Annotated in this window: 21 protein-coding genes; 12 read left to right on the top strand and 9 right to left on the bottom strand. The window is 74.7% G+C overall.

Annotated elements, in window-relative coordinates; all coding sequences use genetic code 11:
• The first annotated feature begins 46 nt into the window (after positions 1 to 46).
• The gene (locus SM452_RS16895; protein ID WP_357210250.1) at positions 47 to 607 is read left to right on the top strand and encodes a helix-turn-helix domain-containing protein; all 561 of its coding nucleotides are present in this window, start codon (positions 47 to 49) and stop codon (positions 605 to 607) included.
• Here SM452_RS16895 and SM452_RS16900 read toward each other — a convergent pair.
• The 4 genes from SM452_RS16900 to SM452_RS16915 all read right to left on the bottom strand — a co-directional run bounded on the left by SM452_RS16900 (position 591) and on the right by SM452_RS16915 (position 5,153).
• The gene (locus SM452_RS16900) at positions 591 to 1,577 is read right to left on the bottom strand and encodes an ABC transporter ATP-binding protein (RefSeq protein ID WP_463840239.1); all 987 of its coding nucleotides are present in this window, start codon (positions 1,575 to 1,577) and stop codon (positions 591 to 593) included. The two genes, SM452_RS16895 and SM452_RS16900, sit on opposite strands and share 17 nt — an antisense overlap.
• Positions 1,574 to 2,374 carry an ABC transporter permease gene (locus SM452_RS16905; protein ID WP_357210295.1) on the bottom strand — a complete coding sequence of 267 codons (801 nt, stop codon included), beginning with the start codon at positions 2,372 to 2,374 and terminating at the stop codon, positions 1,574 to 1,576. The genes SM452_RS16900 and SM452_RS16905 overlap by 4 nt, the downstream gene beginning before the upstream one ends.
• Before the next feature lie 82 nt (positions 2,375 to 2,456).
• Positions 2,457 to 3,308, bottom strand: coding sequence for an ABC transporter permease (locus SM452_RS16910; RefSeq protein ID WP_402811302.1), 852 nt, complete (start codon positions 3,306 to 3,308; stop codon positions 2,457 to 2,459).
• A gap of 1,098 nt (positions 3,309 to 4,406) precedes the next feature.
• Positions 4,407 to 5,153: a hypothetical protein gene (locus tag SM452_RS16915; RefSeq protein WP_463840240.1), complete on the bottom strand. Its 747-nt coding sequence runs from the start codon at positions 5,151 to 5,153 to the stop codon at positions 4,407 to 4,409.
• Positions 5,154 to 7,130: 1,977 nt separating this feature from the next.
• On the opposite strand from SM452_RS16915, the gene SM452_RS16920 reads away from it, so the two are divergent.
• Both SM452_RS16920 and SM452_RS16925 read left to right on the top strand, forming a co-directional pair.
• Positions 7,131 to 9,008, top strand: coding sequence for a WG repeat-containing protein (locus tag SM452_RS16920; RefSeq protein ID WP_463840241.1), 1,878 nt, complete (start codon positions 7,131 to 7,133; stop codon positions 9,006 to 9,008).
• Between the two features lie 25 nt (positions 9,009 to 9,033).
• The gene (locus tag SM452_RS16925) at positions 9,034 to 10,032 is read left to right on the top strand and encodes an aldo/keto reductase family protein (protein ID WP_355514668.1); all 999 of its coding nucleotides are present in this window, start codon (positions 9,034 to 9,036) and stop codon (positions 10,030 to 10,032) included.
• 52 nt (positions 10,033 to 10,084) lie between these two features.
• Here the strand turns inward: SM452_RS16925 and SM452_RS16930 are convergent, their stop codons facing one another.
• Positions 10,085 to 10,879 carry a site-2 protease family protein gene (locus SM452_RS16930; protein ID WP_135241362.1) on the bottom strand — a complete coding sequence of 265 codons (795 nt, stop codon included), beginning with the start codon at positions 10,877 to 10,879 and terminating at the stop codon, positions 10,085 to 10,087.
• Positions 10,876 to 11,076, bottom strand: coding sequence for a hypothetical protein (locus SM452_RS16935; RefSeq protein WP_194801142.1), 201 nt, complete (start codon positions 11,074 to 11,076; stop codon positions 10,876 to 10,878). The genes SM452_RS16930 and SM452_RS16935 overlap by 4 nt, the downstream gene beginning before the upstream one ends.
• A gap of 291 nt (positions 11,077 to 11,367) precedes the next feature.
• Here SM452_RS16935 and SM452_RS16940 point away from each other — a divergent pair, with 291 nt between their 5' ends.
• From SM452_RS16940 to SM452_RS16950, 3 genes are all read left to right on the top strand, one after another.
• Positions 11,368 to 13,461 carry a bifunctional adenosylcobinamide kinase/adenosylcobinamide-phosphate guanylyltransferase gene (locus tag SM452_RS16940; protein ID WP_463840242.1) on the top strand — a complete coding sequence of 698 codons (2,094 nt, stop codon included), beginning with the start codon at positions 11,368 to 11,370 and terminating at the stop codon, positions 13,459 to 13,461.
• The gene (gene cobS, locus SM452_RS16945; RefSeq protein ID WP_355514632.1) at positions 13,451 to 14,224 is read left to right on the top strand and encodes an adenosylcobinamide-GDP ribazoletransferase; all 774 of its coding nucleotides are present in this window, start codon (positions 13,451 to 13,453) and stop codon (positions 14,222 to 14,224) included. Before SM452_RS16940 ends, cobS begins: the two co-directional genes overlap by 11 nt.
• A gap of 63 nt (positions 14,225 to 14,287) precedes the next feature.
• A complete protein-coding gene (locus SM452_RS16950; RefSeq protein ID WP_355514634.1) occupies positions 14,288 to 15,577 on the top strand; it encodes a DUF2314 domain-containing protein in 1,290 nt (429 codons plus the stop codon).
• A gap of 42 nt (positions 15,578 to 15,619) precedes the next feature.
• Here SM452_RS16950 and gcvT read toward each other — a convergent pair whose 3' ends face one another.
• Complete coding sequence (gcvT, locus tag SM452_RS16955) at positions 15,620 to 16,744, bottom strand: glycine cleavage system aminomethyltransferase GcvT (protein WP_269697386.1); 1,125 nt, start codon at positions 16,742 to 16,744, stop codon at positions 15,620 to 15,622.
• A 166-nt stretch (positions 16,745 to 16,910) separates the two neighbouring features.
• Between gcvT and SM452_RS16960 the strand changes: the two genes are divergently transcribed.
• A complete protein-coding gene (locus SM452_RS16960) occupies positions 16,911 to 18,479 on the top strand; it encodes a leucyl aminopeptidase (RefSeq protein ID WP_463840243.1) in 1,569 nt (522 codons plus the stop codon).
• 74 nt (positions 18,480 to 18,553) lie between these two features.
• Here SM452_RS16960 and SM452_RS16965 read toward each other — a convergent pair whose 3' ends face one another.
• Positions 18,554 to 18,883 (bottom strand): hypothetical protein, encoded by a 330-nt coding sequence (locus tag SM452_RS16965; RefSeq protein ID WP_013287729.1) that lies wholly within the window; start codon positions 18,881 to 18,883, stop codon positions 18,554 to 18,556.
• Positions 18,884 to 19,061: 178 nt separating this feature from the next.
• Between SM452_RS16965 and lpdA the strand changes: the two genes are divergently transcribed.
• Positions 19,062 to 20,453, top strand: coding sequence for a dihydrolipoyl dehydrogenase (gene lpdA, locus SM452_RS16970; protein ID WP_269697387.1), 1,392 nt, complete (start codon positions 19,062 to 19,064; stop codon positions 20,451 to 20,453).
• Between the two features lie 66 nt (positions 20,454 to 20,519).
• Positions 20,520 to 22,367 carry a 2-oxoglutarate dehydrogenase, E2 component, dihydrolipoamide succinyltransferase gene (gene sucB / locus SM452_RS16975; RefSeq protein ID WP_463840244.1) on the top strand — a complete coding sequence of 616 codons (1,848 nt, stop codon included), beginning with the start codon at positions 20,520 to 20,522 and terminating at the stop codon, positions 22,365 to 22,367.
• 63 nt (positions 22,368 to 22,430) lie between these two features.
• Here sucB and SM452_RS16980 read toward each other — a convergent pair whose 3' ends face one another.
• Entirely contained in the window at positions 22,431 to 23,375 is a 945-nt protein-coding gene (locus SM452_RS16980; protein ID WP_463840245.1) for an SDR family NAD(P)-dependent oxidoreductase, read from the bottom strand.
• Between the two features lie 147 nt (positions 23,376 to 23,522).
• Here SM452_RS16980 and SM452_RS16985 point away from each other — a divergent pair, with 147 nt between their 5' ends.
• The 3 genes from SM452_RS16985 (at position 23,523) to SM452_RS16995 (ending at position 26,420) form a co-directional block, all read left to right on the top strand.
• Positions 23,523 to 24,089 carry a TetR/AcrR family transcriptional regulator gene (locus tag SM452_RS16985; RefSeq protein ID WP_355514385.1) on the top strand — a complete coding sequence of 189 codons (567 nt, stop codon included), beginning with the start codon at positions 23,523 to 23,525 and terminating at the stop codon, positions 24,087 to 24,089.
• Positions 24,090 to 24,133: 44 nt separating this feature from the next.
• Positions 24,134 to 25,468 (top strand): low temperature requirement protein A, encoded by a 1,335-nt coding sequence (locus SM452_RS16990; RefSeq protein WP_463840246.1) that lies wholly within the window; start codon positions 24,134 to 24,136, stop codon positions 25,466 to 25,468.
• Between the two features lie 73 nt (positions 25,469 to 25,541).
• Positions 25,542 to 26,420 carry an oxidoreductase gene (locus tag SM452_RS16995; RefSeq protein WP_355514380.1) on the top strand — a complete coding sequence of 293 codons (879 nt, stop codon included), beginning with the start codon at positions 25,542 to 25,544 and terminating at the stop codon, positions 26,418 to 26,420.
• The last annotated feature ends 9 nt before the right edge of the window (positions 26,421 to 26,429 follow it).

The raw sequence follows: 26,429 nt of genomic DNA on the forward strand, positions 1-26,429 counted from the left end.
CACGCTGGTTCGTCAAACCGAACAAATCGACTGATGGAGCGAACATATGGCGATCGACCCCGCTCCCCCGCTCGCCACCATCGCCGCCGCGCTGCGCCGCGAGCGCGAACGGGCCGGCCTGTCGCTCACCGAACTGGCCCGCCGCGCCGGCATCGCCAAGTCCACCCTGTCCCAGCTGGAGTCCGGCTCCGGCAACCCCAGCGTGGAGACGCTCTGGGCGCTCGGCGTGGCGCTGGACGTACCGTTCAGCCGCCTGGTCGAACCTCCCACCGCCGCCGTGCGGGTGATCCGGGCCGGCGAGGGTCCCCGGATCCGGTCCGAGCACGCCGACTTCTCCGCCACCCTGCTCGCCGCCGGAGCGCCGCACGCCCGGCGGGACGTCTACGTGATGGAGCTGGAACCCGGCGCGGTACGGCTCGCCGAGGCGCACACCCCGCGCAGCGTCGAGCACGTCGTGGTCGCCGCCGGGCGGATGCGCGTCGGCCCCGAGAGCGACCTGGTCGAGCTGGGCCCCGGCGACTACGCCACGTTCCCCGGCGACACCCCGCACCGGTACGAGGCACTGGCCCCCGGCACCTTCGCCGTACTCGTCATGGAGCACCCGTGACGGCGGACGGCCCAGCCGGCGCCCGGTAGAGCCGGGTCACCACCTCCTCGATGTCCGGCTCCACGATCGAGATGTCCCGCAGCGTGGTCAGGCCGGCCAGCCCGGCCACCACCTCGGCGACGCTCGCCCGTTCCAGCGCGAAGACCAGCCGCCGTCCGTCGGCCTCCACCCGCTGCACCGACGCGCCGGGCAGCACCGGCGGCTCGGGCAGCGCCCCGTCCAGCTCGGCGACCACCATCCGGCGCGAGCCGTACCGGCAGTGCAGCTCGGCGATCGACCCGTCGTGCACCACCCGCCCGTGGTCGATCACCACGAGCCGCCGGCACAGCCGCTCGATGTCGGCCAGGTCGTGCGTCGTCAGCACGAGCGTGGTGTCCCCGGCCCGGCCCAGCTCGGCCAGGAAACCGCGTACCGCCTGCTTGCTGACCACGTCCAGGCCGATCGTCGGCTCGTCCAGGAACAGCACCTCCGGGCCGTGCAGCAGCGCCGCGGTCAGCTCACCGCGCATCCGCTGACCCAGCGAGAGCTGCCGGACCGGGGTGTCCAGGAACCCGTCCAGGTCGAGCAACTCCCGGCAGCGGGCCAGCCGGGCCGCGTGCTCGCCGGCCGGCACCCGGTAGACGTGCCGCAGCAGGTCGAACGAGTCTCGCAGCGGCAGGTCCCACCAGAGCTGCGAGCGCTGCCCGAACACCACCCCGATACGCAGCGCCAGCCGGGTCCGGTCGGCCACCGGGCGCAGCCCGCACACCCGGGCCCGCCCCGCGGACGGCGTCAGCACGCCGGTGAGCATCTTCAGCGTGGTCGACTTCCCGGCGCCGTTCGGGCCGATGTAGCCGAGCATCTCACCGCGCTCCACCCGCAGGTCGACCCCGTCGACGGCGGTCACCGTCCGCTTCTCGCGCCGCAGCGGACCGGCCTTCACCCGGACCGTGAACTCCTTGCGCAGACCGTCCATCTCGATGACGCTCATGACCCCGTACTCCGGTAGTGACGGACCCCGACGCGCCAGGCCAGGGCGGCCAGCGCCGCGGCGACCACCGCGACGCCCGGCGCGGCCCAGCCCGTCCACTGCGGCAGGCCGAGCGGGTCGGCGCGGCCCAGCAGCGCCAGCGCCGGGTGGTAACTGACGAAGGCGAACCCCATCCCGTACGCGAACAGCGCGCGGAACCACCCGCCGTACACGGTGATCGGGTACGAGGTGAAGTCGCGCCCGCCGTAGGTGACCGCGTTCGCCAGCTCGCCCGAGTCGACCCAGTAGAACGACACGGTCGCGGTCAGCACGAAGACCGAGCCGAAGAAGACCACTGCGGCCAGCGGGGCGACCACCGCCAGCGCGACCCGGCCCGGCGTCCAGTCGATGCCGGCCGAGACGAGCGCGAACAGCAGCACGGCGAGCCCGAACACGGCCCGGGACAGCTTGCGCAGCGGCAGATCCATCAGCAGCAGTTGCGGCAGCGCCCCGAGCGGGCGGACCAGCACGGCGTCGAAGAGGCCGGTGCGCACGTACCGGGGAAGCCGTTCGATGTTGCCGACCAGCAGGTCGGCGGTGGCGAAGCCGCACGACGACAGGCCGACCACGACGAGCGTCTCGCGCAGCGTGAAGCCGCCCAGCTCCCGCGTCACGCCGAAGATCACCAGGACGGTGACCACGTCGAACACGGTGGCGCCCACGTTGCCGACCAGGTCCACCACGAACGAGGTGCGGTACGCCGCCTGCGAGCGCGCCTGCGCACCGAGCAGCGCCCGGTACGCGCGCAGTTCCGCCAGATCAGCCACCCTGGGCGCGCTGCCGCGCTCAGCCACCCTGGGGGCGCTGCCGCGCTCAGCCACCCTGGGGGCGCTGCCGCGCTCAGCCACCCTGGACCACCAGGCGGCGCTCGGCTCGGCGCTGCACCAGCCGGCACAGCGCCAGCAGCAGCACCGCCCAGCCGGCCTGCACCCCGACCAGGGTGAGACCGGTGGCCATCGGCTCCCGCTCGACGAGCACGTCCAGCGGCACCTGGAGGATGCTGGGGAACGGGGTGGCGTACCGCAGGACCGCCTCCAGCGGGCCGGGCAGGAAGCCCAGCGGGAAGTAGAGGCCGGCCAGCACGCCGGAGCCGAGCGTCCACAGGATCATCGGGCCCCGGACGTCCTGCAACCAGTACGCGGTCGCGTTGACCAGGTAGCGGCAGCCGAAGCAGACCACCACCGCGAGCAACGCGGAGAGCAGGAACAGCGGCACCGTCGCCCAGTGCCGGGGCACGTACACCGCGAAGAAGAACGGGCCGACCACAAGCGGCGGCACCAGCCGGGCCAGCGACGCGAACCCGGCCCGGCCCAGGTCGGTGGCGAGGTAGCTGGTCACCGGGTGCACCGGCCGCAGCAGGTCGGCGGCCACCTCGCCGGTACGGATCCGGTCGGCCAGATCGGTCCAGCCCCAGATGGCGATCACCGCCAGCAGCCCCTGGCCGGCCCAGACGAACGTGGCGAGCTGCGCCCTGTCGTAGCCGGCCACGGTGCCCGCCGCACCCGTCGCCGCGAGGAAGATGTAGCACCGCAGGAAGCCGAACACGGTGTTGGTGCACAACCCCGCCACGGCGGCCTGACGGTAGGTCGCGTGCCGCCGGAACCCGGCCGCCGCGATCGCGCCGAATGTCCGAAACCATGGGGTAACGTGTGCGCCGGTGGGTGGTGCCACAGTGGCGGTGACCGAGCCCACGCCGTTACCCTCCTTCCGCAGCCACGACGTGCTGGACCGGGCGACTGTACCGGCACGTCCGGCGCCCCAGCGCGAGAATTTCCAATGAGGTGACACCGCCGTGAGCGAGCGACGCGAGCCGGCCCCGGGGCCGTCCCGCGCGAGCGGCGGGAGGGGTTGCCGATGAGCGGCTGGGGCAGCTGGCGCGAGCCGGCCGAACCGGCCTGGGCCGCCGAGCCCACCCACGAGTGGCAGCCGCAGTTCCCCGGGCAGCGCTACCCGGGTGACATCGGCATCGAGAACCTGACGCCGCGTCCGCGCGCCGTGGTCGGCCGGGCCGAGGTACGCCCGGTCAGCCCCGCGCCGAACGAGGACACGTACCCGGTGAGCCCCGCCGGTGCCCGGCCCTCCGGACACGAGGCCGGACGCCCGGTGAGCCCGGCCGGCCCGCGCGACGCGCACCGCGCCGGCCCGGACACGTACCCGGTCAGCCCGGCCGGTCCGCACGGCGCGTACCCGACCAGCCCGGCGGCGCCGCGCGAGGCGTACCCGATCAGTCCCGCGGTCCCGCCCGGCGTGCACCCGACCAGCCCCGCCGGGCCACGCGGCGCGCACCCGGACGGACCGGCAGGTCCACGCGGCACGCATCCGAACAGTCCGGTTGGACCGCGCGGCGGGCACTCGGACGGGTCGGCAGCTCCACGCGGCACGTACCTGGACGGGGCGGGTGCGCCGCGCGGGGCGTACCCGATCGGTTCCGCCGGTCCCGGCGGGCAGCGCCCCGCGGGGCCGGACGAGCGGCGCGGGCATCTCGACGGCCCCGGCGCGGACGGCCGCCGGTCCCACCGGCCCGGCCCGCCGCCGGAGCGGCTCGACCAACGCTGGGTACACCCCGACGGCCCACCCCGTCGGGCCGCCCAGCCGGGCTGGATGCCGGAGCCGAACGAGGCTCCGCACCGGGCCGATCGCCCGGCGGACGGCAGGCGCGCCCCGGCCGACGGCCGTCCGGCGGCTTCCGGCGACCGGTGGGGTGCGGCACCCGACGCTCGCCGTGACCACTCCCCCGCCGCACGTGGCGGTCCCCTGCCCGACGGACGTCGCGGCCCCTTCCCGGAGCCGTCACAGGTCGATCCCGCCCGTGGTCGGCGCGGTCCCGGCGTCGACGGGCGCGACGGAGCCGTGCCGCCGTCGGAGCGGAGTGCTGCCGGCCGGGTCGAGCCGGGTCGGCGTGAGCCAGGCTGGGCCGATCCGGCTCGCGACGGCCGGCGCGAACCAGGCTGGAGCGAGCCGGGCCACGGCGGCCCCGGTTGGGGCGGTTCGGGCCACGACGGCCGGCGCGAGCCCGCGCGTGACGGCTGGCGCGAGCCCGGCCCACCTCCCCCGGCGGACCGGCGCGACCCGGCCGGTGGCCGGTGGGACGACCGTGCGCCGGGCCGCGAGGCCGCCGCGTACCCGGAGACCCAGCGCCGGGCACCCGAGAACGGGCGGCCGGCGCCGCAGAGCGAGCCCGACCGGTACGGCGCGCAGGGACACCGTCCGGCTGACCCGCAAGCGTCCGCCCCGGCGCGGCCGGGCGCCGACCAGCGTTGGCAGCGCCCGCCAGCCGATCGCCCTCGCCCGCACCAGGGCGAGTGGCCCGTCATCGAGCCCCGCCCCCGGCCGGAGCCCGACGCGTACCGGCCGGACGAGCGGCACCGCCCACCCGCGGAGCGGCCCGTACCGCCCCGGCACCCGATGCCACCCGCCGACGGTCCACGCCCCGACGCGCGCCGTCCCGGGCAGGACGGTCCCGTCCGTCCGGACCCACGCGACGCTCGGCCTGCCGGTACGGGCGCGCAGCCCGACGGCACCGGTCCGCGTACCCACGCCACCCGGCCGCCCACCGCCCCGACGCGCCCCGAGACCGGGCGGTCGCAGCCGGAGCAGGACCGTCGCCAGCCGGGCGAGGTCGCCGCGCGTTCCGAGTCCCGGCCGCAGCAGTGGCCGGTACGGCCCGACGAGCGCCGTCCGGACACCCCGGACCAGGCGGCCGCGCGTCCCGACGACCGTGCCCGCCCTGCCCCGGCAGTACCGGATCCGCTGTCGTCACCGCGTACGCCCGCGCGCCCCGGCGACGGCTCGCCGTCGACCGGCCCGGCCGCGCTGCGGCCCGTGTCACCAGCCGGTTCGGACGAGCAGCACCGGACGCCGACGCCGGGCCGGTACGAGGCGACCCGTCCGCCGGTGCCCGAGCCCGACCGGCGCGTGGCCGACGGCGGTTCCGCACCTGCTGTTCCCGTCCGCGACGAGCCCTCGCCCGCCGTGCCCTCGGGCCCCAGGTCGGACGCGCCCTCGGCCCCGACATCGGACAGGCCTTCCAGTCCCGCGCCCCGCGTGCCCTCCGGCCCCACACCCGGCGCGCCCGCTTCTGCGGGTCCGGGGCCGTCGAGCGCACCGGTCTCCGGCGGGGTCGCTCCCGCCGCACCGGTTGTCGGCACGCCCAGCGGAGATGCTCAGGCTCCTACCGGCACCGGACGAGCGGAGGCCGTCCGCCCCACGCCGCCGCCGGGCCGGACCGAGGAACGTCAGGGACTTCCTCCGGCCGGTCCCGTCCAGCCGACCCGGGCCGCGCCGGCTCGTCCCGCGCCGCCCACCTATCCGGGCCCTGCCCAGGCCGGTCCGACCGCGCCACCACCGGTTGTCCCAGCGACGCGCCCCGCCGAACCGGCGCCGCGCCCCGCCGAACCGGCGCCGCGCCCCGCCGAACCGGAAGCACAGGCGGCTCGGCCCACGGCAGGCACGAGCGCCCGTCCCGTTCCGCACACGGACGCCAACCGCCCCGAAGCCGACGCCGGAGCGACGCCCGGAGTGGGCACCCGACCCGAGCCGGCCACGGGCACCGGGACGGGCACCGGCACTGGCACTGGCACTGGCACCAACGGTCCGGGATCCGGCGCGTACTCCGGAGCGACGCCCGACACGAGCGCCCGCGCGGTCCCGGACATGAGGGCCGATCGCCCGGTAGCCGACCCGCGTCCTCGAACCGCGCCCGGCACCCCGACTACGCCGAGCACGGACGCCGACCGTCGAGCGGTCGACGCGCACGCCGAGACGACACCGCCCCGGACGGTCCCCCAGGCCACGCCGACCGCCGCCACCGGCCAGCCCGAGACCGATGTGCACGTCCCCTTCGAGGACGGCAACCTGGGAGCCGGTGCAGGCACCCGGCCCGAGTCCCGCTCAGACGGAGGCCCGCCCGATGCCGAAGCGGACGTGGAAGCCGCGTCCACTACGGACATCGTCTCTCCGGAAGCCGACGCCGACACCCGGCCCGCACAGGGCGCGGACCGGCTCGGAGCCGAGGCGTCCTCCGGCCGGAGTGACAAGCCGTCGGGGAACGGCCGGCCGGCGGAGAAGACACGTCCGCCGTCCCCCGGCGCCGAGGCATGGTTCCGCCCGAACCAGCCCGCCGAAGCCCCGAAACCGCCGGAGATCTTGGACGATTTCGGCCCCTCTGGGGGCCCTTTCGTACCAAGATCTCTACCCGGCCAGGAGTCGATCGCTCCGGCGGCGGCGGCGAAGGGGCCGGAAGCCGCAGCGACCGCAGCGGAGACGAACGCAACGGACGGGAGGAAGCCTCCGGAACTCGATGCCGTGGTGCCTCCAGCACCGGCGTCCACTGCCGACTCGAACGCACCCACACCCGCACCCGCGCGTGAACCGGCGCCGGCCCCCGCACCGGTCGTCACCGCGTCCGCCCCGGACGACGCCGATGCCCGCCGTGCCCTGTCCGGAGGAGCTACCGCGTCAACTGCCGGCGCACCGGCCGAGGCCACAACGACCACCGGCTCACCGGCCGAACCCGTGCACGCGCCGATCACCCCGCCGCCGGTCGAGCCGACGACGGCGGACACCAGCGTCCCCGCACCCGACGGCCCGCCTGCCGAGCCCGAGCCGCACGACGCGATTGCTACGGCACCCGAGCAGTCCAGCCCTCCGCCGGAGCGCAATCCGAACGATGTCGCGACCTTCGGCACCACCGAGGCCCGGCGGGACGGCGCCGCACCGGAGGCCACTGCCGACGAGACGACGGGCGAGACCATCGCCGACGGCACAGCCCGGGAACCAGCGGCGGCCGACGGCACCGGCCGCTCCGCGCCCACACCGTCCACCCCGGAGCCGGTCGACACGGCCGCTGATGCGGACGACACCGCCGCCGCGCCCCCGCAACAGGCGCAAGCACAGGCCGAAGACACCGAACCGACCCCGACCGACACCGAGCACGACGCCGAACACGCCGGCAGCGCCGAGCACACCAAGAGCACCGACCACACCGACGACGAAGACGAAGACGACGCGCAGGATCCGCGTACCCCCGAAGTCGGAACCCACGACGGCGCCGCGCCGGCGACGGACGCCGAGCCGCCGCCTCCCGTCGACCCGGAGCAGGCCCTCGCGGCGGTCGGCTGGGAACTGGATCCGCTGACGCTGCGCGAGCGGGCCCCCGACCCGGAGCAGCTGCGGGTGATCCGGGACGGGCTGACCGGCAAGCTGGACACCACGCTCGACAACCGCAGCCGGGCCCGGCTGCTGAGCCTGCGCGCGGTGGCGTCGCGGATCCTCGGTGACCTGGACGACGCGCTCGGGGACGCGCGGCTGGCCGTCACGTACGCGGAGGCCACCGGCGAGTTCCGGCGGACCGCGCTGGCCCGCGCGCGCCTCGCCGAGGCACTGCGGTGGCGGGGCGACCACGCGGAGGCGGACCGGCTCTTCGCAGAGGCGAACTCGCCGGAGCTGCCGGACCGGCTGCGTGCGCTGCTGCACGAGCATGCCGGGCGGTGCTGCTTCGACCAGGGCCGGCTGACCGAGGCGTGCCTGCACTTCGAGCGGGCGCTGGACCTGCGTCACGGCGAGGACGCGCAGCTCAACGCCCGGGTCGAGGTCGCGCTGGACGCGGTCGCGACGCGGGCCGCCGCCGACGGCTTCGGGCCCCCGCCGCGCCGGCCCGAGGAGGTGCTCGGCACGCCGCGTCCGCCGATGCCGACGTTCGACGAGGAGCAAGAGCTCTGGGGGTACGCGGACGCCGACGGCGAGATGGTCATCGCGCACCGGTACGCCGAGGCGCAGCCGTTCCAGGAAGGACTGGCCTGGGTACGGCGGCCGGAGGCGTCCCGGTGGGCGCTGATCGACACGTCCGGCGCGGCGCTGATCGAGGCGAACAACGGCTACCGGGCGGTGGTGCCCTTCTCGGACGGGCTGTCCTGGGTGTCGATGGACGGCAAGGGCCGGTGGATGGCCGTCGACCGGATGAACATCGTGAAGATCCCGCCCGGGTACGAGGAGGCCAGGCCGTTCCGCAACGGCCTGGCGGCGGTACGGCAGAACGGCGGCTGGGGCGCGGTGGACCTGACCGGCGAGGTGGTGGTGCCGACCCGCTACCACCGTCTCGGCACGCCGCTCGCGGACGGGCGGGAGGTCGACGGGTTCACCGCCGACGGACTGGCGGTGGTCGAGTTGGCCGGCCGCCGGGGCGTGGTGGACCGGACCGGCCGGGTGGTGGTGCCACCGGCGTACCCGACGGTGGTGGTGCACCCGGTGGCGTTCCTGGTCGCCGCCGAGTCGGGCCGCTGGGGCGCGCTGGACCGGCGCGGCGAGCCGCTCATCGACCCGGTGCACCCGGGGCGCGCGGCGGTGGTCGCGGAGATCGACCGGCTGCTCGCCGACGCCAGCCCGGTGCTCTGACCCGGGCAGGTCTAGGGTCGGGAGCATGGAATTCCGTCACCTGGGCCGTTCCGGCCTGATGGTCAGCGAGATCTCGTACGGCAACTGGATCACCCACGGCTCGCAGGTCGAGGAGGACGCGGCGGTCGCGTGCGTCCGCGCCGCGATCGACAGTGGCATCACCACCTTCGACACCGCCGACGTGTACGCGGGCACCCGCGCCGAGTCGGTGCTCGGCCGCGCGCTCAAGGGTGAGCGTCGCGAAGGGCTGGAGATCTTCACCAAGGTCTACTGGCCGACCGGTCCCGGCCGCAACGACCGGGGTCTGTCCCGCAAGCACATCATGGAGTCGATCGACGGCTCGCTGCGTCGCCTCCAGACCGACCACGTGGACCTCTACCAGGCCCACCGCTACGACTACAGCACCCCGCTGGAGGAGACGATGGAGGCCTTCGCCGACGTCGTCCGGTCCGGCAAGGCGCACTACATCGGCGTCTCCGAGTGGAAGGCGTCCCAGCTGCGTGAGGCGCATGCGCTGGCCCGTGAGCTGCGCATCCCGCTGATCTCGAACCAGCCGCAGTACTCGATGCTGTGGCGGGTCATCGAGACCGAGGTGGTCCCCACCAGCGAGGAGCTGGGCATCGGCCAGATCGTCTGGTCGCCGATGGCCCAGGGTGTGCTGTCCGGCAAGTACCTGCCGGGCCAGCCGCCGCCCGCCGGCTCGCGCGCCACCGACGAGAAGTCCGGCGCCGGGTTCATCGCCCGGTTCATGACCGACGACGTGCTCACCCGGGTGCAGCGGCTCAAGCCGCTGGCCGAGCAGGCCGGGCTGACCATGCCGCAGCTCGCCGTCGCCTGGGTGCTGCAGAATCCGAACGTCTCGTCGGCGATCGTCGGCGCGTCCCGGCCGGAGCAGGTGCACGACAACGTGAAGGCGGCGGGCGTGAAGCTCGACGCCGACCTGCTCAAGGCGATCGACGAGATCGTCGAGCCGGTCACCGAGCGAGACCCGGCGAAGACCGAGAGCCCGGCTCAGCGCCCGTGACCTCGCGTCGTTCCCGGGCCGGCTCGCACCGGCCCGGGAACGACCGGGCCGGCTACTCCCAGAAGCGGATCAGGGCGTAGCCGATCTGGTACAGCTCGCGCGGCAGGCCGAGCGCGTCGCCGACGGCGAAGACCGCGCCGAAGAACGCCCGGTTGATCTGCGGGCTCCACAGCAGCGCGAAGAGCAGAATGAAGCCGTACGGGGCGAACAGGTCGTACATCCGCCGGTAGGCGGGGCTGAGCCAGGGCTGGAGCATGTTGCCGCCGTCCAGGCCGGGCACCGGCAGCAGGTTGAGCACGCTGGCGGTGAGCTGGAGGAACGCGAGCAGCCCGACGCCGGCCCAGAACTCCAGCGGCCCGCCCAGTTCCGGCCCCCACGCCACCGCTGCCACCAGCACCAGCGTGAACAGCACGTTCGTCGCCGGACCGGCCAGGCTGACCAGCGTGTGCCGCAGCCGGCCGGGGATGGCGTGCCGGTCCACCCAGACCGCGCCGCCGGGCAGGCCGATGCCGCCGAGCAGCACCACGACCACCGGCAGCACGATCGACAGCAGCGGGCTGGTGTATTTCAGCGGGTTCAGCGTGAGGTAGCCGCGGTGCGCGATGTCCCGGTCACCGGACCGGTACGCGACCACGGCGTGCGCGTACTCGTGCAGGCACAGCGAGACCAGCCAGCCGGACACGACGAAGAGGAACACGTCGAAGCCGACGTTGCCGTACCGGTTCCAGGTCATCACCCCGGCGGCGACGAACAGCGCCACCAGGGCCAGGAAGATCGGGCTGGGCCGGAACGCCGCCCGGGGCACGCCGAGGATCAGCGGCTCGCCCGGGCGGTCGTAGCCCGTCATTCGGCCGGGGGTTGCAGGCTCATCCGGTAGTCCACCCGGTCGTCCTCGACCAGCACGACTGTGGTGACGCCGGATGCCGCGAGCTCCCGCCAGGTCTGGCCGATCCACGATTCGGCGTCCGCCTGGCTCGTGAACGACTCGGCCGGCCCGTCGGCCGCGTCGCCGTTCGTGCCCTCGTACCGCCAGCTCCACGCCATGCCGCGTCTCCCCTCGCCGCCGTCGTCCCGTGGGACGCCAAACCTCCGCAAGCCTAGTCGGCCCCGCCGACGACGGCCCGCCACCACATCGATCATGCCGACCTGCCCCGCCCACCGCACCGTCGATCTTGCGGTTGGCGCCCCGACAGAGCGGTCATTCCCGGCATCCCGGGGGCCGCAAGTGCAAGATCGGCGGCGGGGAGAGGGTCGGGCGAGGGCGGGGCGGGGGTGGGGTGGGGGTGGGGAGGGGCGAGCTGCCCGGAACGCGGGCGGGCGAACTAAGGTACGGGCATGTCCGTTGACGGGTGGCACACCCTCCTGGTGCTCGGCGGTATCCGCTCCGGCAAGTCCGAGTTCGCCGAGTCACTGGTCGCCGACGCGCCCACGGTCCGGTACGTCGCCACCGCCCCGGCCGGCGACCCGGAGGACACCGAGTGGGCGATCCGCCTCGCGGCGCACCGCGCCCGGCGGCCGGGGAGCTGGAGCACCGAGGAGACCGCTGCGGACCCGGGCCGGCTGGTCGAGGTGATCACCGCCGCCGGGCCGAACGAGACGCTGCTCGTGGACGACCTGGGCGGCTGGGTGACGGTGCTGCTCGACCCGGCCCACCAGCCCGCTGACGACACCGCGACGATCGCCGAGCTGGCCGAGGCGGTGCGCTCCAGCACGGCCCGGCTGGTGCTGGTCAGCCCCGAGGTGGGCCTGTCGCTGGTGCCCACCACGCCGCTGGGCCGGGCGTTCACCGACGCGCTGGGCGCGACGAACCGCGCGGTCGCCGACGCCTGCGACGCGGTCGCGCTCGTCGTCGCCGGTCAGACCGCCTGGCTGAAGCCGGCCACCCCGGCCCCCGCGCACGCCGTGCCGCCCGCCGCCACGTCGCCCGAGGCCGAGCCCGGCCGCGCCCCCGCGCCCCATCACGCGGCGCCCCATCACGCGGCGCCCCAGACAGCGGCACCCCAGACCGCAGCGCCCCACGCCGCAGCGTCCTGGACCGCGGCGCCCCAGCCCGCACCGAACCAGACCACGCCGGCCCAGGCCGTACCGGCCGACCTCGGCGCCGGGGACGTGACGCTGCCCGAGGTGCTCACCCCGGCCGCCGCCCCGGTGCCCGCCCCGGCCACGTCCGACGAGCCCGGTACGGGCGACTGGGCCGCACCCACGATGGCGCTGCCGATGATCGCCACCGGCCTGGTCATCCAGCCGGGCATGGAACTGCCGATGCCCGACGACTACACCGGACCGCAGGCGGTCGACCGGCTCGCCACCCTCGACATCCCCGGCGCCGGTCTCGGCGTGCTGGAGCAGGTGGTCGGCTTCGCCGCCGCCACCCAGGGCACCTCGACGCCGCGTCCGTGGGACTCGGTGCGCGTACTGCTGATCCAGGGCGACCACGAGGGCGGCGCGTCGGCCGGCGCGACGCCCGGTGAGTCGGCCCGCCGTGCCCGGCAGGCCCGGGCCGGCCGGGGCGCGCTGGCCCGGCTCGCCGCCGAGAACCGGGCCGGCCTGCAGATCGTCGAGGCGCCCGTCTCGGCGCCGATGGAGGACGGTCCGGCCCTGCCCGCCGACGAGGTCGAGGCGGCGCTGCGCTACGGCTGGCGGCTCGCCGAGCAGGCCGCCGACGCCGGGGTGCAGCTACTGGTGCTCGCCGCGTGCGGCACGGGCGCCGAGGCCGCCGCCGCGGCGGTGCTCGCGGCCACCGCCGGCGCGGAGCCGCCGACGGTGCTCGGCCGGGTGATCACCGAGCAGGGCGAGATCGACGACACCGCCTGGATGGTCCGCTGCGCGGCGGTGCGGGACGCGCTGCACCGCACCCGGCGCTCCGCCCGGGAGGCCAAGGACGTGCTGGCCGAGCTGGGCGGCGGCGACATCGCGCTGGCCACCGGCGTGCTGCTGGGCGCCACCGCCCGCAACGTGCCGGTGCTGCTGGACGGGCCGGTCGGCACCGCCGCCGCCATGGTCAGCCGCGACCTGGCCGGGCAGGCCCGGCACTGGTGCCTGCTGCCCGACCACGGCGGCCGTCCGGGCGTGCGGCTCGCCGCCGACGTGCTCGGCCTGACGCCGCTGGTGGACCTGCGGCTCGACCTGGGCGAGGGGGCGACCGCGCTGGCCGCGCTGCCGCTGCTGCGCTCCGCGCTGACGCTCGCCGCCACGCTGCCGGTGCACCCGTCGCTGGGCGGCCCCGACGACAGCGACAGCGACACCGACGACGCCGCCGGCGACCGCACCAGCTCCGGCATCGGCGAGCCCACCAGCGACGACGGCAGCGACGACGACTGGACCGGCGGCGGGGCCGAACCGGACTTCGCCGAGCCGGAGCCGGCCGGGCCGGGACCGACCACGATCGGGTCCGGCGAGCCGGTCTCCCCCGGCCGACGTGCCGACTGAGGCGCGGCTCGCCGACGGCATCCGGCTGGCGCTCACCACGTTCACCACCCTCCCGGTACGCGCCGGCCGGGTCGACCGCGCCGCCGCCGGCACCGCGATGGCGCTCGCGCCGCTGGTCGGGGCGCTGCTCGGCGCCGTACTCGGCGGGGTGCTGCTGCTCACCGGCGCGCTCGCGCCACCGCTCGTCGCCGCGGTGGTCACCGTGGGGCTGGGCGCGCTGCTCACCCGGGGCCTGCACCTGGACGGGCTGGCCGACACCGTCGACGCGCTCGGCTCGTACCGGCGCGGTCCAGCCGCGCTGGAGATCATGAAGCAGCCGGACGTCGGCCCGTTCGGGGTGGTCGCGCTGGTGGTCGTACTCCTGCTCCAGGCCGCGGTGCTCGCGGAGCTGGCCGGCCGGAACGCCCTCGCCGCGTTCGCCGCCGTGGTCGCGGCCACCGCGGCCGGGCGGCTCGCCGTCGGCCTGGCCTGCCGGCGCGGCGTGCCGGCGGCCCGGCCGGAGGGCCTGGGCGCGCTCGTCGCCGGCACGGTCGGGTGGGCCGCGCCGGCGCTCGGCGCGGTCGCCGTCGCGCTGGCGGCCGTGCCCGCGGTGCCGGACCGTCCGTGGCAGGGGCCGCTCGCCGTCCTCGGCGCGCTCGCCGTCGCGGCCGGGCTGCTGCGGCACCTGGTACGCCGCTTCGGCGGCATCACCGGCGACGTGCTCGGGGCGCTCGTGGAGATCGTCACCACGCTGTCCTACCTGGGACTGGTGCTGACCGGCTGAGCGTCACCGGTCCGGGCGGGTAGCGTTCGGGGCGAGTGCACCGGCGCGGTCGAGGGGGACGGCATGCTCATCACGGACGACTTCCTGCCGGTACCGGTGCCCGAGTCGCTCGACGCGACGTACCTGGTACCGATCACCGGGCTGCCCAAGGTGAGCCCGAAGACAGCCGTGGAAGGGCTGGCCGGCCGGCTCGCCGAACCGGTCCACGGGCTGGCCCGGCAGATGCTCGACAGCCCGCTGATGACGGTGGACACCCGTACCGTCGACGAGTTCCCCGAGCTGCCGCCGGACCTGCTCACCGCGTTCGGCGCCACCGAGGAGCAGCTGGCCCGGCTGGCCGCCGCCACCCACCTCGTGGTGGTGCAGGCCGAGTACCGGCCGGGCTGGCCGCCCGCGCACGAGTGGGCCGCCCGCGCGGTGGCCGCCGCGGTCGCCGAGACGGTCGGCGGGGACGTGGTGGACGTCTTCGGGCTGCAGTTCCTCGACCCGGCGGCGGCGCTGCGCTCGCTGCCCGACGAGCAGGGCCGGATCCGGCTCGTCGACTGGGTGCTGGTGCCCTACTCCTCGGACTCCGACGGGCTCTGGTTCACCACGAAGGGGCTGCGCCGGTTCGGGCTGCTGGAGTTGCAGGCCCAGGGCGTACCGGACCACCTGACCCGGGCATGGGGCGCGGTGATGACCGGCGCGGCCCGGCGGCTGCTGCGGGACTGGACCGACGGGCTCACCGGCGAGGAGGTGCCGGCGTTCGTGCAGCTGCCGGTGCTGGCCACGGTGACCGGGCACGACATCGCCGTGGCGTACGGCAATCCGGAACAGCACGGCGCGACCGCACCGGTGCTGCTGCGGCTGGAGCTGGACCCGGCCACCGACCCGGACGCCGACTCGTTCCTGAGCCTGAACCCGCCGCCCGGGCATCCGGGTCCGCCCGGCCGCTACTTCGCCGCCGCCTGCGCCACGCTGTTCAACGGCATCCAGCCGGACGTGCGCTACACCCGCACCGGCGACGCGATGAGCCGCGCGGTGGAGACCGCCCGGGAGGCGCTCGGCGACATCCGGGCCCGGTTCCTGGCCGGGCGGCTGCCCGAGGAGAGCCAGCTCGTGGTCAAGTACGGCCTGCCCGGCGACGACGGCCCCGAGTACGTCTGGGCCGGGGTGACCTCGTGGGACACCCCGGAACGGATCGTCGGCGCCAGCGCCAGCGACGCCAACACCGACCCGAGCGTGCGGATCGGCTCGCCGGTGGTGGTGGAGGCGTCGGACGTCGTCGACTGGGCCGTGCTGGACGGCACCGGCGTGCTGGAGGGCGGCTGGACGCAGGCAGTGCTCGACGCCGGGGAGCGCGGCGAGCACTGACCCGCGCGGCTCAGCGCACCGAGGGCGGGTCCGCCTCCGGGCTCAGCGCACCGAGGGCTTGACGAACGGCGGCCGGGTCAGGCGCATCCGGGCGCGGCGGCCCCGGATGTCCACCTCCAGCTCGTCGCCGTCGGCCAGCTTCGGGTCGGTGTCGACGAGCGCCAGCGCGACGCCGTGCTTGAGCGTCGGGCTGAACGTGCCGCTGGTGACGGTGCCGACCTGGCGGTCGCCCGCGTACACGGCCATGCCGGGGCGCGGGATGGCCCGGTCGACGGCGGTGAGGCCGCGCAGCGTACGGGCCGGGCCGGCGGCCTTCTCGGCGCGCAGCGCGTCCCGGCCCCAGAACGCCGGCTTGTCCCAGCCCACCGCCCAGCCGGAGCGGCCCTGCACCGGGGTGATCTCCGGGGACAGGTCCTGCCCGTGCAGCGGGTAGCCCATCTCGGTGCGCAGCGTGTCCCGGGCGGCCAGGCCGCAGGCGCGTACGTCGCCTGCCGCGGCGAAGAGCGCGTCCCAGACGGCGACCGCGTGCTCGGCCGGTACTACCAACTCGTAGCCCAGCTCGCCGGTGTAGCCGGTGCGGCACACGGTCAGCTCCACCCCGTCGAGCGTGGCGGTGGAGAAGCTCATGTAGTCGTGGCCGGTGGGCAGGCCGAGCGCGCCCAGCAGGTCCGCCGAGCGCGGTCCCTGGACGGCGAGCACCGCGTACGCCTCGTGCTCGTCGGTGACGGTGACGCCGGCCGGCGCGGCGGCGCGCAGCCGGCGGGCCACCTCGGCGGTGTTCGCGGCGTTGGGGATCAGGAAGACGTGGTCGTCGGCGTGCAGGTAGGCGATGATGTCGTCCACCACGCCGCCGGTGGCGTCGTCGCAGCAGAGCGTGTACTGCGCCTGGCCGGGGGCGATCCGGCCGAGGTCGTTGGTGAGGCAGGCGTTGACGAAGTCCGCCGCGCCCGGCCCGGTGACCCGGATCTTGCCCAGGTGCGAGACGTCGAACACGCCGACGCCCTCGCGGACGGCCGTGTGCTCCTTGAGCACGCCGCCACCGGCGTACTCCAGCGGCATCTGCCAGCCCCCGAAGGGGGCGAACTTCGCGCCGAGCGCGGTGTGCCGCTCGTGCAGCGGGGAGCGGCGCAGCCGGGTCTCGGCGGCGTCGGAGGTCACCTCGGTCATGGGTGGCAACTTACCGGCCCGGACCGCTGTGGTTAGCATCGGCGGGATCCCGTCGGCACGCATCGGCGGGACAGCCACGCCCCCCGGCGGGTAGGTTGCCGCCGGAGACACCTTCATCGCCGGTACGCGACTACGCGGCCGGCCCGGCCCGCCCGGAGTAGCTTTCGTGACATCGCCCCGCACCACCCTCAGCCTGGTCGACACCGACCCCGCCGAACTCGCCGTCGACGCGATCGTGATCGGCGTGCACAGCCAGACCACCGAGCCGGGCAGCGGCGCATCCGCCCACGCCCTGCTGCTGGCCACCGGCGGGGAGAGCATCGCCGCCGCGTTCGACGGAAAGCTGACCGAGACGCTGGCCCTGCTCGGCGCGACAGGTGGCCCGGGCGAGGTGATCAAGCTGGCCACGCTGGGCACCGTGACCGCGCCGCTGGTCGTGGCCGTCGGTCTCGGCCCGGAGCCCTCGGGCGCCGCTCCGGCCCCGGAGTCGCTGCGCCGGGCCGCCGGTGCCGCGGTGCGGGCGCTGGCCGGCGCCCCGCGCGTCGCGCTGGCCCTGCCGCTGCCCGACGACGCCGACGCCCCGGCCGCGCTGCGCGCGGTCGCCGAGGGCGCGCTGCTGGGCGGCTACCGGTTCGCCGGCTACAAGACCAAGCCGCAGCCGGCCCGGCGTGAGCCGGTGGCCGAGGTGCTGGTGGCGGTGCCGGACGCGGCCGACGCGACCGCCCAGGCCGAGATCGCGCGGGCGCAGGCCGTGGCCGGCGCGGTGCGGACCAGCCGGGACTGGGTCAACACCGCGCCGAACGAGCTGCGTCCCCCGGCGTTCGCCGACGTCGTCTCCGCCGCCGCCCGCGAGGCGGGGCTGGAGGTCGAGGTGCTGGACGAGGCGGCGCTGAAGGCCGGCGGCTACGGCGGCATCCTCGCCGTCGGCCAGGGCTCCGAGGCCCCGCCGCGGCTGGTGAAGCTCACCTACACGCCCGAGGCCGGCGGCAACGGCAAGCGGGTCGCGCTTGTCGGCAAGGGCATCACGTTCGACACCGGCGGCATCTCGATCAAGCCGGCGCAGGGCATGTGGGAGATGAAGTCGGACATGGCCGGCGCGGCGGCGGTCGGCGCCGCCATGCTGGCGGTCGCGGCGCTCAAGCCGTCGGTCACCGTCACCGGCTACCTGCCGATGGCGGAGAACATGCCGTCGGGCACCAGCTACCGGCCGGGCGACGTGATCAGCATGTTCAACGGCAAGAAGGTGGAGGTGCTCAACACCGACGCCGAGGGCCGGATGGTGCTGGCCGACGCGATGGCGCGGGCCTGCGCGGACGGCGCGGACTACCTGTTCGAGACCTCCACGCTGACCGGCGGACAGGTGATCGCGCTGGGCAAGCGGATCGCCGGTGTGATGGGCACCCCGGAGCTGTGCGAGCGGGTGCGGGTGGCAGGTGACGCGACCGGTGAGCCGGCCTGGCCGATGCCGCTGCCGGACGACGTGCGCAAGGGCATGGAGTCGGACGTCGCGGACATCTCGCAGGTCAACGCCGGGATGGACCGGGCCGGGCACATGCTGCAGGGCGGCGTGTTCCTGCGTGAGTTCGTCACCGACGACGTGGCGTGGGCGCACATCGACATCGCCGGTCCGGGCTACCACTCGGGCGAGGCGACCGGCTACTGGACCAAGGGCGGCACCGGCGTGCCGGTGCGTACGCTCGTGCACCTGGTCGAGGACGTCGCCACCAACGGCTGACGTGCAAGGAAGGGCCCCTTCTTAACGCCTGGCGTTGCAGAAGGGGCCCTTTTTAACACCCGCGCGCAGACAGCTCAGAACAGCTCGGGGCGGCGCTTGCGGCGCTCGTTGTAGTCGCGCATGCGCTGCGGATAGCCCATCAGCCGCACGTCGTAGATCGGGATGGCGATCCGGTGCGCCCAGCGGCGGGCCTCGTCCGGCCCGCCGACACGCCGCCGGGTCCACTCGCCGTCGTCGGCGATCAGCATGATCGTGGTCTCGGTGACAGTCGTACGGGGCTCGATGTACGCCTCGACGCCCTTGCGGGTCCGGACGAAGTTCTCCAGATGGTCCAGATCGGCGCGGTCGGCGGCGCGGTCGCGGCTCGCCGGGGCCGCCCGCTTGCGTCGTCGGAACAGCCCCACCGAATCCACTCCTCCCCCAAGCCGTCATCGAAGACGGTGCCAAGGGTACGTGTCACCGACGTGTCGTTGGGCACCTCGGTACGCGCTCGGTCCGTGGTGGTGACAAGATGACCGAGGTGGGGTGTGCCTGTTACTCCGCCGTAACCCCCGATGCAGTGACGCGACCTGGGAGTTGGATGTGAGCGAGCCGAACGACACGACCTTCGACATCGTCATCCTCGGAGGTGGTAGCGGCGGCTACGCGGCGGCGCTGCGTGCCGCCCAGCTGGACCTCTCCGTCGCCCTCATCGAGAAGAGCAAGCTGGGCGGGACCTGCCTGCACAACGGGTGCATCCCGACCAAGGCGCTGCTGCACGCCGCCGAGATCGCCGACCAGACCCGCGAGTCCGAGCAGTTCGGTGTGAAGGCCGAGCTGGTCGGCATCGACATGAAGGCCGTCAACTCGTACAAGGACGGCGTGATCTCCCGCCTGTACAAGGGTCTCCAGGGCCTGGTGGGCAGCAGCAAGAAGATCACCTTCGTGGCCGGCGCGGGCAAGCTGGTCGGCAAGAACGTCGTCGAGGTGGACGGCAAGCGCTACACCGGCCGCAACGTCGTGCTGGCCTCCGGCTCGTACGCGAAGAGCCTGCCCGGCCTGGACGTCGACGGTGAGCGGATCATCACCAGCGACCACGCCCTGACCCTGGACCGCGTCCCGTCGTCGGCGATCGTCCTCGGCGGCGGCGTGATCGGCGTCGAGTTCGCCAGCGTCTGGAAGTCCTTCGGCGTGGACGTGACCATCGTCGAGGCGCTGCCTCGCCTGGTCGCCGCCGAGGACGAGGAGTCGTCGAAGGCGCTGGAGCGGGCGTTCCGCAAGCGGAAGATCAACTTCAAGGTCGGCAAGCCGTTCGAGAAGGTCGAGAAGACCGACAAGGGCGTGAAGCTGACCATTCAGGGCGGCGACACGGTCGAGGCCGAGCTGCTGCTGGTCGCCGTGGGCCGCGGCCCGAACACCGCCGGCCTCGGCTACGAGGAGCAGGGCGTCAAGATGGACCGCGGCTACGTGCTGACCGACGAGCGGCTGCGCACCAGCGTGCCGAACGTCTACGCGGTCGGCGACATCGTGCCCGGCCTGCAGCTCGCGCACCGTGGCTTCCAGCAGGGCATCTTCGTCGCCGAGGAGATCGCCGGGAAGAACCCGGCCGTGATCGACGAGGCCGGCATCCCGCGCGTCACCTACTGCGACCCGGAGCTGGCGTCGGTCGGCCTGACCGAGGCGAAGGCCAAGGAGCAGTACGGCGCCGACAAGATCAAGACCTACAACTACAACCTGGGCGGCAACGGCAAGAGCCAGATCCTCAAGACCGCCGGCCACGTGAAGCTGGTCCGGGTGGACGACGGCCCGGTGGTCGGCGTGCACATGGTCGGCGCCCGGGTCGGTGAGCTGATCGGCGAGGCGCAGCTCATCTACAACTGGGAGGCGTACCCGGCCGAGGTGGCGCAGCTCGTGCACGCCCACCCGACGCAGAACGAGGCTCTGGGCGAGGCGCACCTGGCCCTGGCCGGCAAGCCGCTGCACGCGCACGCCTGACACGACAACCGCGGCGTCCGGCGACGGGCGATGATCCCACCAGGGGAATGAAGGAGTCTGGAGAACATGCCGGTATCGGTCACCATGCCCCGGCTCGGCGAGAGCGTCACCGAGGGCACCGTCACGCGCTGGCTCAAGCAGGAGGGTGACACCGTCGAGGTCGACGAGCCCCTGCTCGAGGTGTCGACCGACAAGGTCGACACCGAGATCCCGTCCCCCGCGGCGGGCGTGCTGAGCCGGATCGTGGTCGGCGAGGACGAGACCGCCGAGGTCGGCAGCGAGCTGGCGGTCATCGCCGGCGAGGGCGAGGACGCGGGCGCGGCTCCCACGGAGAAGGCCGAGCCGGCCACCGAGCCGACGGCCGCCGCCGAGGGCACCGGCCCCGAGCCGGAGCAGGAGGCCGAGCAGGCCGCCGCCGCGCCGGGCGCCGAGGCCGAGCAGCCGGCCGTCGAGGAGCCGGCCGAGCCCGCCGCGCCGTCGGGCGAGGGCACGCCGGTGACCATGCCGGCCCTGGGTGAGAGCGTCACCGAGGGTACTGTCACCCGCTGGCTCAAGCAGGTCGGCGAGACCGTCGAGGTGGACGAGCCGCTGCTGGAGGTCTCCACCGACAAGGTCGACACCGAGATTCCGTCGCCGGTCGCCGGCACGCTGCAGGAGATCAAGGTCGCCGAGGACGAGACCGCCGACGTCGGCGCCGTGCTGGCGATCGTCGGGGTGGCCGGCGCCGCGCCCGCGAAGGCCGAGCCGAAGCCCGAGCCCAAGCCGGAGCCCAAGGCCGAGGCGAAGCCCGAGCCCAAGCCCGAGCCGAAGCCGGAGCCCGAGGTCGAGGAGCCCACGCCGGGCGCGTCCTACAACGAGCCGGCCGCCGAGGCGGAGCAGGCCGCGCAGCCGGCCAAGGCCGAGCAGGCGGCCCAGCCGGCCGCGCCGGCCGCCGCGCAGCGCCCGAGCGTTCCGGCCGAGTACGGCGAGGACGCCGCCGGGTACGTGACGCCGCTGGTGCGCAAGCTCGCCGCCGAGCACGGCGTGGACCTGGGTTCGATCAAGGGCACCGGCGTGGGTGGCCGCATCCGTAAGCAGGACGTGCTGGAGGCGGCCGAGAAGGCGAAGGCCGCCAAGCCCGCGCCGGTCGCCGCCGCTGCCCCGTCCGCACCGGCCCCGGCCAAGCCGGCCGCCAAGCCGGAGCCGAGCGCCAAGCGGGGCACCACGGAGAAGCTGCCGCGGATCCGCTCGATCATCGCCAAGCGTCTCCAGCAGTCGCTGCACGAGACGGCGCAGCTGACCACCGTCGTCGAGGTCGACGTCACCAAGGTCGCCAAGCTGCGGGCCCGGGCCAAGGACTCGTTCCAGGCCAAGCACGGCGTGAAGCTGTCCTTCCTGCCGTTCTTCGCGGTGGCCGCGATCGAGGCGCTCCAGACGTACCCGATCATCCAGGCCAGCATGGACCTGGACGGCGGGACGATCACCTACCCGGGCGCCGAGCACCTGGGCATCGCGGTGGACACCGAGCGCGGGCTGCTCACGCCGGTCATCCACAACGCCGGTGACCTGAACATGGGTGGCCTGGCCAAGCGGATCGCCGACCTGGCCGAGCGCACCCGGGCCAACAAGATCACCCCGGACGAGATGGCCGGGGCGACGTTCACGCTCACCAACACCGGCAGCCGGGGCGCGCTGTTCGACACCCCGATCGTGCCGTCGCCGCAGTCGGCGATGCTCGGCACGGGTGCCGTGGTGAAGCGTCCGGTCGTGGTGAACGACGCGGAGCTGGGCGAGGTCGTGGCGATCCGCTCGATGGTCTACCTGGCTCTGTCGTACGACCACCGGCTGATCGACGGCGCCGACGCGGCCCGCTTCCTCACCGCGGTGAAGGAGCGGCTGGAGGGCGGCAACTTCGAGGCCGAGCTGGGTCTGTAGATCCCGTACGGCGAGGGGGCGCGCGGCGACATGCCGCGCGCCCCCTTCCTCGTTTCCTCGGGTTCAGCCGCGCAGGTGCGCCTCGGAGACGGTCCAGAGCTGCTCGGCGGCCTCCGGGTCCCGGGCGTACCCGGCCCAGCCGGTGCGAGTGCCCGGCTGGTTCGGCCCGGCCTCCTGGCAGTCCTCGAAGTACCGGCCGCCGACGCCGTCGAGCAGCGGCGAGGCGGCGACCAGCACCGAGGTCGCCGCGCCCTGCTCGGGGGTCTTGAAGGTGGCCGCGCCGCCGCCGCTCTGGGCGCGCATCCGGGCCAGCTCCTCCTCGGTGATGTAGCGCTGCAGGTTGGTCCGGATCGCGCCGGGCATCAGCGCGTTGGTGTAGATGCCGTCGTCCGCCCAGCGGCGGGTCGCCTCCACCGCGAAGAGCACGTTCGCGGTCTTGGACTGCCCGTACGCCAGCCACGGGTCGTACGGCCGCTGCCGGAAGTGGATGTCGGAGAACACCACCGGTGAGCGCAGGTGCGCCGCCGAGCTGACCGAGACGATCCGCGCGCCGTCGGCCGCGGCGAGCGCCGGGCGCAGCCCGGCGGCGAGCGCGAAGTGCCCGAGGTGGTTTGTGGCGAACTGCATCTCCCAGCCCTGTTCGGTGCGCATCTCGGGCGAGGCCATGATCCCGGCGTTGTTCACGAGCATGTGCAGCGGCCCGTCCCAGGTGCGGACGAACGAGGCCACCGAGGCGAGGTCGGCGAGGTCGAGCGGCGCGACCAGGATCCGGTCGTTGCCGGTGGTGCCGGTGATGTCGTCGGCGGCGCGCTGCCCGGCGTCGGTGTTGCGGACGGCGAGTGTGAGGTCCGCTCCGGCGGCGGCGAGCGCCCGGGCGGTCTCCACGCCGATCCCGGAGGCGCCGCCGGTGACGACGGCCCGCCGGCCGGTGAGGTCCAGGTCGCGGACCACCTCCAGGGCTGTGGTCTCGGCGGAGAACGGGGTGGTGACGGGTGTCGAGCTGGTCATGGTCCATCCTTGTCGACGGCGACGCGGACCGATGTCCGCCCGCTACGATGAGAAGCGGAGGATCCTCCGTTACTTCGCCAGCATAACCGGAGGGCACTCCGGTTACCATCGTGCGGGGCCGGGGACCCGGTCGAGGGAGGAGGGCCCGTGCCCGACCGACAGCTGCGCGCGGACGCGCTGCGCAACCGGCAGCGGCTGCTCGACGCCGCGGTCCAGGCGTTTTCCCAGGACGGCCCGGAGGTGACGCTGGACCGGGTCGCCAAGGAGGCCGGCGTCGGCATCGGCACGCTCTACCGCCACTTCCCGAGCCGGGAGGCGCTGATCGAGGCCGCGTACCGCAACGAGCTGGAGAAGCTCTGCGACGCCGCCCCGGCGCTGATCGCGGCCCAGCCCGCCGACGCGGCGCTGCGCGCCTGGATGGACCGGTTCGTCGACTACCTCGCCACCAAGCGGGGCATGGCCGACGCGCTGCGGCTGGTGATCGCCTCCGGCGCCAACCCGTACGCGCAGAGCCGCGACCGGCTACTCGCCGCGCTCGGCGAACTGCTCGCGGCCGGCGCGGCGGCCGGCGTCCTGCGCGCCGACGTGGCCGCCGCCGACGTGCTCGCCAGCCTCAGCGGGGTCTCCCTGGTGGCGGGCGAGCCGGACCAGCGCGCCCAGGCCGGACGCCTGCTCGACCTGCTGATGGACGGCCTGCGCCACCGGCCGGGCTGACCGAATCGGCCACCCGGCCCGACCTGCGCTGACAGACTCGGCCGGTGGGCTCGTACGGGTGGCGGGGACGCCTGGGGCCGGCGGTGCCGGTGGCCCCGGGCGCCCGGGTCGACCGGTTCGAGATCTTCTTCGACCTGGTCTTCGTCTTCTCGTTCTTCATCATCACCCGGGCCACCGCCCTCCAGGTGACCGGCGGGGCGCTGCTGCACGCGCTGCTGGTCCTCGCCGTGCTGTGGTGGTCGTGGGTGGTGCACAGTGTGGTCGCCACCCGGGTACGCCTCGGCGAGGGCTTCGTCCCGGTGCTCATGACCGTCGGCATGGCCGCGCTGTTCACGTTCGCGCTGTCCCTGCCGCAGGCGTTCCGGGACCCCACCGGCAACGCGGCCGGGCCGATGGTCGCGGCGCTCAGCTACACCGTCCTGCGGTTGATCCACCTGCTGCTGTACCGGCACGCGGTCCGGGACAGCCCGAACGAGCGTCGGCAACTCCTCCGGTTCGCCCCGGAACTGATCGGCAGCACCGCGCTGCTGCTGGTCGCCGCGCTACTGCCGCCGAGGATCGACGACCTGTTCTCCGCGGCGGTGCTCCGCGACGTGCTGTGGGGCGGGGTCGTCCTGCTCCAGTACGGCAGCGGCCTGATCGCCGGCACGTGGGGCTGGGGCGTCGCGTCGGCCGAACACTGGACCGAGCGGTACGACCTCATCCTGATCATCGCGCTGGGCGAGTCCGTGATCTCGGTCGGCGTCGGCAGCAACCTGCTCGGCCAGCCGCCCACCTGGCCGGCCGTGGCCGCGGCGGTACTCGGCATCTTCTTCACCGCCGCGCTCTGGTGGGCGCACTACGACATGGTCGGGCCGGCCGCCCGGATCGCCCTGCACGTCGCGCAGGACGGCCCCCGGGTGGCCATGGCCCGGGATGCGTACGCGTACCTGTTCCTGCCGATGATCACGGGCATCATCCTGTTCGCGCTCGGCGCCGAGACGATCGTGCACGGCATCGCCGACCCGAACGTGCCGCCGAGCGAGCCGGCACACGGTCCCGGCGTACCGCTGCTGTACGGCGGCGTCATCTGCTACCTCTGCGGCAACATGCTGTTCCAGCTGCGTACCCTGCGCACGCTGAGCTGGACCCGGGTCGGCGCGGCACTGCTGCTGGGCTTGCTCATCCCGGTCGCGGAACGCGTGCCGGGGCTGGCCGCGCTGGGCATGCTGACCGCCGTCACCGTGGGTATGGTGGCCGTCGAGGTGGTCGTCTTCGCCGAGGGCCGGCAGGCGCTGCGCAAGCTGGTCTTCGAGGAACGCGCCAGCCACGAGGCGCACGAGGCGGCCTGGCGGGCCCGCTGGCTCGAGAAGCCCGAGGACCGCGACGAAGGCGAGTGAACCGGCTGCCCGTCGCCCCCGTGGTACCTGTCGGCCCCGCAGTGGGGCCGCAGACGAGGGATACGGGGACCACATGACCATCGACACCGTGCACGCCGGCGCCGCCGGCACCTGGCAGCTCGGCGACCTGACCGTCAACCGGATGGGCCTGGGCGCGATGCGGCTGACCGCGAACGCCGACGGCAGCCCGAGCGACAGGGACCGAGCCGTCGCCGTACTGCGCCGCGCCGTCGAGCTGGGCGTCAACCACATCGACACGGCCGCGTTCTACTTCTCGCCGCTGCGCTCGGCCAACGAGCTGATCAACCGGGCGCTGTGGCCGTACCCGGAGGATCTGGTCGTCGTGACCAAGGTCGGGCCGGGCAAGGACCCGTCCGGGCAGTGGCTGCCGGCGGCCCGCCCGGACCAGCTGCGCGGGCAGGTGGAGGAGAACCTGCGTCAGCTCGGCCGCGACCACCTGGACGTGGTGAACCTGCGGGTGCACGGGCCGGAGCCGCTGTCCGAACACTTCGGCGCGCTCGCCGAGCTGCGCGACGCCGGGCTGATCCGGCACCTCGGCGTCTCCGCCGTACGCCCGCACCAGGTCGCCGAGGCGCGCGCCATCGCCCCGGTGGTGTGCGTGCAGAACTCGTACGGCCTGGGCTACCGCCGTCAGCACGACGAGCTGATCCGCGACTGCGCGGCGCACGGCACCGCGTTCGTGCCCTTCTTCTCCCTCGTCACCAGCGGCCGGGAGGCCGGCGCGACCGGCGAGGAGCACCCGGAGGTGCTCGCGGTGGCCCGGGAGCACGGTGTGACGGCGGCCCAGGTCCGGCTGGCCTGGACGCTGGCCCGGGGCCCGAACGTGCTGGCCATCCCCGGCACCGGCGACCCGGCGCACCTGGAGCAGAACGTCGCCGCCGCCGCGCTGCGCCTCTCCCCCGCCGACCTGGCCCGCCTCGACGCGGTGTGACGTTCGGCC

Source organism: Micromonospora sp. SYSU B005 (genome assembly GCF_055362685.1).